The organism is Actinomycetota bacterium (assembly GCA_036280995.1).
In the GTDB taxonomy this organism is placed as follows: Bacteria; Actinomycetota; CALGFH01; order CALGFH01; family CALGFH01; genus CALGFH01.
On the sequence record DASUPQ010000467.1, the window covers coordinates 1 to 7,581 of the forward strand.

Annotated in this window: 6 protein-coding genes; 3 read left to right on the plus strand and 3 right to left on the minus strand. The window is 70.4% G+C overall.

The window, feature by feature from the left end; genetic code table 11:
• Positions 1 to 303: 303 nt before the first annotated feature.
• The 3 genes from VF468_15545 to VF468_15555 form a co-directional block, all read right to left on the minus strand.
• Positions 304 to 2,496, minus strand: coding sequence for a phosphatase PAP2 family protein (locus tag VF468_15545; GenBank protein HEX5879708.1), 2,193 nt, complete (start codon positions 2,494 to 2,496; stop codon positions 304 to 306).
• Positions 2,497 to 2,733: 237 nt separating this feature from the next.
• Positions 2,734 to 2,901, minus strand: a complete 168-nt coding sequence (locus tag VF468_15550; GenBank protein ID HEX5879709.1) for a hypothetical protein — start codon at positions 2,899 to 2,901, stop codon at positions 2,734 to 2,736.
• Positions 2,898 to 3,296: a hypothetical protein gene (locus tag VF468_15555; GenBank protein ID HEX5879710.1), complete on the minus strand. Its 399-nt coding sequence runs from the start codon at positions 3,294 to 3,296 to the stop codon at positions 2,898 to 2,900. Before VF468_15555 ends, VF468_15550 begins: the two co-directional genes overlap by 4 nt.
• 458 nt (positions 3,297 to 3,754) lie before the next feature.
• Here VF468_15555 and VF468_15560 point away from each other — a divergent pair, with 458 nt between their 5' ends.
• From VF468_15560 to VF468_15570, 3 genes are all read left to right on the plus strand, one after another.
• Positions 3,755 to 4,786 (plus strand): hypothetical protein, encoded by a 1,032-nt coding sequence (locus tag VF468_15560; protein ID HEX5879711.1) that lies wholly within the window; start codon positions 3,755 to 3,757, stop codon positions 4,784 to 4,786.
• A gap of 1,177 nt (positions 4,787 to 5,963) precedes the next feature.
• A complete protein-coding gene (locus VF468_15565) occupies positions 5,964 to 6,662 on the plus strand; it encodes a matrixin family metalloprotease (GenBank protein HEX5879712.1) in 699 nt (232 codons plus the stop codon).
• 626 nt (positions 6,663 to 7,288) lie between these two features.
• On the plus strand, positions 7,289 to 7,581 hold a 293-nt coding region (locus VF468_15570), incomplete at its 3' end, for a hypothetical protein (protein HEX5879713.1).

Here is a 7,581-nt window from a genome sequence, read left to right on the forward strand (position 1 = left end):
CGATTCTGCCATCCATGGCCATTAACCTGAGGTTTCTAACCGGTCTTGCCAGTCCTCAACAACAGGCAGTTCTCGGCAGGAATACCTGGTACAGATCTCGCACGGAGGAAGCCAGGGGTTCAAATCCCCTCACCTCCACCCCCAATACTGCAGGTCAGAGCGTCGCCAGCCGCGAGCCGGCGACGCTCGCCGCACTCTGGGGCCGCGCTGGGGCCGCGAACGCCTGTGGGAGGGTCGACCGTCAGAGCAATCCTTCGCCTGACGGGTCCAACGACCTGCACTCCTGGCGGCTCATCGTCCTTGCTAGGGGTCCAGCTCCAGTCGCCCGTGGGAGCGCTGGCTAAGCGCCTGGCGCAGCTCCTCGCGGGTGATGAACCCAAACTCGGAGGAGGCCGTGTCGCTCAGGCGAAACGCACTCGGCCCTGCCCCGCGGAAGCGCTGGGTCACACAGCCCCCGGGGAAGGTATAGGCGCGGGTGGCCGAAAACTCCGGGGCGGTGCGGTCCACGCGGAGATAGCGGCGTGCCCCCGCCTGCTCGGAGGTCACCTCACGCGCGCCGGCCAGGTCACAGGAGGCGCTGAGCCTGACCACCATCGCGGCCCTGCCGCCGCGGTCGTGGTCCAGGGTGATCACCGAGCGGCCGTTGTTGACCGCCACCTCGGCGACCGTCCAGTCGACCGGCACCAGCTGCAGGCACGGGATCAGCGAGGCCGACGGCACCGACTGGGCCATCAGCCACAGCGGCTCCAGGTCGTCGCAGCCGACGTCCTTGACCCCCAGCGGGGTCGCGACGGCATACTCGGTGCTGAAGATATTCCTGGAGTTCAGGGCGGCCAAGACGACCAGGCCCAGAATCGACGCCCACAGCGCGACCCGGCGGGCGCTCCACCGCTGAATCCGGATCGGCCGGGGCGGGCTGGGCAGCAACCGGACGAACTCGGCATGCAGGTTCCGGCCCTGGGCCCGCAGCAGGTGGCGCAGCTGGGAGGGGAGGGCCAGCCCGCGGGCGGCCGCGAACCCCTCGGTGATCTCCTCCACGGTGAAGTACTGGAGGGCTCGCCGGTAGACCAGCTCGGGGCTGGAGCGCAGGGCCAGGCAGAGCATCATGTTGGCCAGGTCGACGGCCTGGCGCCAGGGCGAGGGGCGGGCCTCGACGAAGGCGACGTCGATCAGCATCATGCGGCCGTCGCGGACCAGCAGGTTGGCCGGCTTGATGTCGCGGTGGGCCAGCCCGGCGTCCCACAGCTTGCGGATGATCCCCAGGCCGTCGTCGATCACGCCCTGGTCGACCTCGGCCTCGCCCAGCTCGACGGTGCCGTCAAAGAACTCGGCGACCAGGAGGTACTCCCGTTCCGGGGTGAGCTCGACGAACCCGAACGGGGCTGGGCTGGGCAGCCCGGCCAGATGGAGCTTGTGCAGGGCGTAGTCCTCTTGTTGGACGAGCCGGCGGACGGTGTGGAACGGCTTCTCGTCCTCCAGGCGACCGTAGAGCAGCTCCCGGCCGAGCTTGTACCAGCGGTCCGAGCGCAGGTGGCCTTGGGCGTACAGCTTGCCGAACAGCTGCTTGGGAGGATCCCCCTTGACGGTGATGCGCAGCGGGGTCGACCCGGCTGAGCCGGCTAGCCCGAACGGTTTGACCTTCTCCACGATGAGGCCAAGCTGGTCTTCCAGGGCCCTCCGGATCGCCTCCCCGCGGGCGCCGCCGACATCCAGGTGGGCGCTGCGGCCCCGCCGGTACACAACCGGGTAAGCCTCGTTGGGGGTGAACCGGCGAAACAGCAGCAGCGGGAGGGCCACCCCGATGCCCACCCCGACCAGCAGGTCGCTGGGGGCGTCGACGCCCAGCGCGATGCGGGCCAGGGCGACCAGGGTGACCAGCCCGGCTACCACCCACTTGCCCAGGTTGCGCCAGCGACCCTCTGGCACCAGCGTGTACAGCATCGCCATCAGGCCCGCGGTGAGGTAGGCGATCTGCACTGACGGCATCGCCCAGCCGCCCCAGCTCGACCGGAGGTCGACCCCGAACGGGCGCGGCCGCCGAGCGATCATTGCCAGGCCCAATGCGAGGTAGCTTCCGAGCTGGACGACGACCAGCCAGACGAGCAGGTGCCGCCAGCGGCGCAGGACCAGCAATACCAGCACCAGCCCGTATAACAGCGTGTACAGCACCCACCAGGAGCTGATGCGGGCCAGGCCTCGCAGGGGCGCCACCAGCCCCGGCCCGACCAGGCTGGCCAGCCAGCGCACCACCGCGTCATCCACGACCGTGACTGCCACCGCTGGGCCGCGCAGCCCGCGGGCAAAGATCGCCAGGGTCAGCCCGACCAGGACCACGGCGGCCACCAGCCAGCGAATGCCGCTGGTCTGCAGCCGGTACGGCAGGGGCGGGGCCGCCCCGGTGGGCCGCCGCCGCCGCGGCGACCGGACCGCCTCGCGCAGGGTGGGATGCAGCGGTGGGGCGCTGGTTGGCCTCGAGCGGTCTGCGGGCAGGTCCATGGCCCCTCCGAACCGGGATAGCTGGAGCCCGGCAGGACGACCTTGTTTGCTGAGTTGTGGGTTGTCAAGGCTCATGACACGGCATGCGATCAGCCGGCTGCAGGCAGACACGGTCGTGGCTCATTGAGCAGCGAGCCCCACCTGCACGGAGACGGCGGCGGCCGGCCCTGCTGATTCCCTCACCGGTGAGCAGCGCCATTGAGGTCAGAACCGTTATCGGTCGAGTGTCAGCGGCGCTCACCGCGTTCCGTGACCGCGCTGCGGCCGCAAGCGCTCCCGAAACAGCTCTACCAGGGCAGCGCCCTGGCCGCGCTCGCCGGCCGAGTAGATGGCGTCCAGCCGGTCGCGGAGGGCCGCATCCGACTCCGGGTACAGGTGGCCGTGGCGGTCCAGGGTGAAGCTCACCGAGGAGTGGCCAGCCCGAGCGGCGACCTCCTGGGATTGGCATCCGCCGCGATCCACAACGCGACCGCCGTGTGCCGAAGATCGTGGATGCGCAGCCCATCCACTCCGGCAGCCCTGGTCGCCGGCCGCCACACCCGACCGCGGAACGCGGTCACCCGCAGCGGGCCACCCTGCGGCGCGGTGAACACGAAGGCGTCCAGGTCGCCCGGCCCGGCCAGGTGCGCGGCCAGCTCCCCGATGCGCAGACCCCCGTAGGCGCCGACCAGGACCAGGGCGCGGTAGCGAGGCCGGATCGCGTCGGCCAGGGTGGCGACCTCGGCCGGGGTCAGGAACCGCATCTCCTCCCGCTCCACCTTCGGCAGCGGCACCCGCCGATACGGCGACTGCGCCGGCATCCACGGCCGCCCCCATGACCTTGCCCAAGAGCTGGTAGGCCTTCAGCACCATCGCCGGTGCCAAGCCCCCAGCATTCAGGTCGGCCACCCAGGCGCGCACGTCGCGCTGGCTGATCGCCGCCAGCGGTACAGCTCCGAAGCTTGGCAGCGCCAGGCGTCGGAGCAGCAGCTCGTCGCGGTCCCGGGTCTTGGGCCGCAGGTTGGTGGTCGTTGCCCACCACTCAGGTGGCCTCCCTCGCTTACGGTGCTGGCATGCCCGACCCTCAGCCGCAAGCACTCCACCAATCAACCCGGCACCCGAGCCGGCGATGGTCGGGTCGGCTTCGACGAGGCGATGCAGTGGGGACGAGGGCGGCGCGACGGCCGCTTCAGGTGGAGAATCAGCAAAGCATCGCATCGGGGGAATCGGCGTGGACGTGCCGAGGCGTGGCTGGCGGCTTGTTGCTGGGGTGGTGGTGATGCTGCTGGCCCTAGTCGTGGTCGGCCGCCTGCAAGGCGGCAACCTGCCGGAAAGCAACGCCGGAGCGCCCCGGACGACCAGCACCACGGTGGCCGACGCCACCCCAGTTACCTCCGGGCTGGCGGTGGCCGGTCGGGTGGCGCTGCCCGGCCAGCCGGCCGCCGTCGCGGTCGGCGAGGGTGCCATCTGGGTGCTGCTGGGGCAGGGCACCCTGCTGCGCGTGGACCCCGACCGGCATCGGGTGACCGGGCGGCTGGAGCTGGGCGCGCCGACGGGGCCGCTGGCGGTCGGGGCGGGGGCGGTCTGGGCGGGCAACGGGCAGGCTACGGTGACCGCGCGGGTCGACCCGGTGCGCCTGCGGGTGACCGCCCGGTTCGGCGGTTATGTGCTGGCGGTGGCCCACGGGGTGCTGTGGTCGTACTGCTGCCGGCGCGGGTACCAGCCCATGGGGTTTAGCCGCATCGATGCCCGAACGCTGCGACCCCGCCCGCCGCTGGTGGTCACCGACGCCTCGGGCAGGCGCCAGCCGGTCGGGCGGCTGGCCGTGGGCACCGACGCGGTCTGGACCCAGACGCCCGAGGACGAGCGGCTGTGGCGGGTGCCGCTGGCGGGCGGCCCGGCCCGCGCCGTCCGCGTGCCCGGCACCGGGTATGGGTTGGCCGCGGACGCCGGCGCGGTGTGGGTGCTGTCGGGTACGGATCCTCCCGGTAGCGAGCGTGATCGGACCGGCCGGCTGCGGCGCCTGGACCAGCGCACCGGCAAGATCACCGCCACCACACCGCTCCCCGACCTGGCCCCAAGCCGGGCGGTTGGGCCGGTGGTCGGCGGCGGCGCCGTCTGGCTGGGCGGCCCGTACTCGGGCGGGTTGCACGACAGCGGCATCCTGCTGCGGGTCGACTCTGGCTCTGGGCGGGTGACCGGGTGGTTTCGCGGCCCGCGCTGGCTGGTCCAGGATGTGCTCGCCCCCGGTCCCCGCGAGCTGTGGCTGGCCACCGCGGGGCCCGAGCTCCTTGACGTGGTCCCCGCGTAGCGGCGTCGTACGCAGCTTCTTCTTGTCTTGCTACAAGGTGCTTGTGGACGATAAGCGGCTGAGCCTGAGCCGGGCTGCGAGCAGTCTCGTGGTGGGAGTCTTGTTCTCCCACCACGCCAGCCGCAAGCGTCCCACCAACCAAGCTCGGCTCCTGCGCCGGCCAGGGCCGGCAGTTGATCAGTTCGGCCGGCTTTGTTGGCGCTGCCGCCTGCTCCTGGTGGTCGCTCGGCAGGTCACGGTGTCCACCGTCCCCCGGGTCCCCGGGCCGACCGCCCGGCCAGGCATCCAGGAGGGATCTGGCTTTTGGTGAGGACACGACCTGGGCTCAGACAGCCTCGGCGAGGCCGTTGCCGGGCGGTGCCACAGCCGCCAGGTACGGTGCTGAGCGACGATCCCGCAGCGCCAACCCTCGAGAAAAGGCCCATCATGGCCAAGCTGCTCTAGGTGCTGACGGCTACATCGCCGATGAGGACGCCAAGTTCGACTGGGCGGTACCAGACAAGGAGGCCTTCTTCATCGACGACCTGGAGCGGCCGGTCGGCACTACCTGTAGGCGCCGGCTGGAGGAGCTGATGGCCGTCGGGGAGACCGACCCGGCCGCCGCGGCCCAGTCACCGGCCGCGCGGGCGGTCGCACAGATCGGGCCGGCGGCCGACCAGGTCGTGTCCTTCCCGACGCTGGTGGCGGCCTCCCCACCAGGACGCGGATCGAGCGGGACTTCGCCCCCGAGCGCTCCGGCACCTGAAGGCGGCAGCCGAGCGTGACTCACCGGGGCCGTCCCCCTGGGCGCCCTGCCATCACCGCCGGGCTGGGGACGAGGACCACCTGTTCCTCTGGCCCGTGGGGGTCGGCGGGGCAAGCACTTCCTGCCCGACCGGGCCCGGCTCCAGCTCGAACTGCTGGACGAGCGCCGGGGCGGCAACGGCGTGGGCTAGCTGCGCTACCGCACCAGACATGCGCACACGACAGCACCCCGCTCCCCCATCGAAGTCAAGGCCGAGGGACTTTCTCTACCTCCTCAAGGCCGGCCCTGCGGCCCAGCAGCGACACGACGATCACCGGGGAACCGGCCTCACCCTCCGCGCTCGGTGGTTCCGTCAGCACCGTTGACTAGTCTATTCTGACTATGCCAATCAGCCGCCACCCATGCCGGGATCCCCGAGTTGGAGGGCTAAGCATGAAGAAGACGGTGCTCGTGCTTCTGCTCGCGTTGCTCATGGCCGCGGTCACCGCTGCCCCAGCAGGAGCGGTGACGCCGCTCCGGCCGGCGCCCACGCCACCGGACACCGACAGCGTCCTCATCCTCCACGGCGCGTTCAACTACCCCGGCTACTGGTGGGATCACACTGACCTGACGGTGGCGGTGCAGGCGCATCCGAACATCGACGAGGAGTCGCTGGCCGCGGTGCATCAGGCGATCGCCGACTGGGACTACGCGCTGCGGCAGGAGTTCGGGGGGCTGATCACGCTCACCGACGTGACCGACCGGTACACGGCCAAGCACAAGGCCGACATCGTGCTGCACTACAACCCCACGGCGGGCGGGACGGTGTTCGGCGGGTACGCGATCTGCGGGGCGAACTCGTGTCCGAACGTCATCGTGCGCTCGGATCTGGTGCCGCCCGTCGGGGTTACGTACACACCGCAGTACCTGTACTACGTGACGATGCACGAGCTCGGCCACGCGCTTGGCCTCGGGCATGCCCAGCCGCTGACCGAGTCGACGGACCTGATGGGCTACGGCTGGCACTGGAGCAACGGAATCGTGCCGACGCTGTCAGAGTGCGACCTCGCGGGCATCGCGGTCGTGTTCGCGTGGGCGCTCGAAGGCGTCGACCCATATCCTCCAACGCAGCCGTCGGTGGCCTGCGACTGAGAACGTCCCGTGAGGGGCAGCCGAGCGGCTGCCCCTCAGGACCGTCATCCAGCTCCCGACCTCAGGCGCCCTTGGGCATGTCTGGGGCACGAAGCAGGGACAGCAAGGGACAACAGCGGTACCCAGCGGACAGTTGTGCTCTGGCCTTGACCAGCGGCGAAGGCTCCGAGCAGCGGCGTTCACCAGGCATGCCGTCCATGGCATGCAAGGGTCAGGGGTTCAAATCCCCTCAGCTCCACCAGGCACAACGCATCGGCAGCATTCTCGCTCAGGGCCGCTTGCCGGAGATTTGCGAGAATCTCACTCTTAGAAGCGCCTGAAACACTCTGAGCGCTGACAGGTTCAGACGCCTTGGGACTCCCCGCGCTGAGTGCTGTCGCGAGCCTTCCCATGCAGAACCTCAAGGCAAGCCCCTGCGGGCGGCCCTACTGGAGGCGTCCATGGAGCACGTTGAGCCATAGGTGGACCCATGGCATAGAAGTAAGGTCCGGGGAGGGAGTGGGCCCAATGGCTCTACGACGAGGCGCGCCGGTTCGGGAAGGTAGTCCACGACGAGTCCGAGGCCACCGCGACCGGCCAGGCGTCGGCGGTGGGTTCGTCGATCGGGGCGGGTAGAGTCCAGGGAGATGCAGAGCGGGCTGCCCGTTGGGGTCGCGACGTTTGTCGGCCGCGAGCATGAACGTGCGAAGGTGGCCGACCTGGTCACGGACGCCCGGGTGGTGACCTTGACCGGTTCGGGTGGCTGCGGCAAGACGCGGCTGGCGGTTGAGGTCGTCAGGGACGTGACGTCGGGGTTCTCCGACGAGGCCTGTTGGGTGGACCTGCAAGGGGTGAGCGAACCTGGGCTGGTCGCACCGGCCCTTGGCGGGGCGGTGGACGTCCACGAGCAATCCGGACAGGCGCTGACCGACACGCTCGC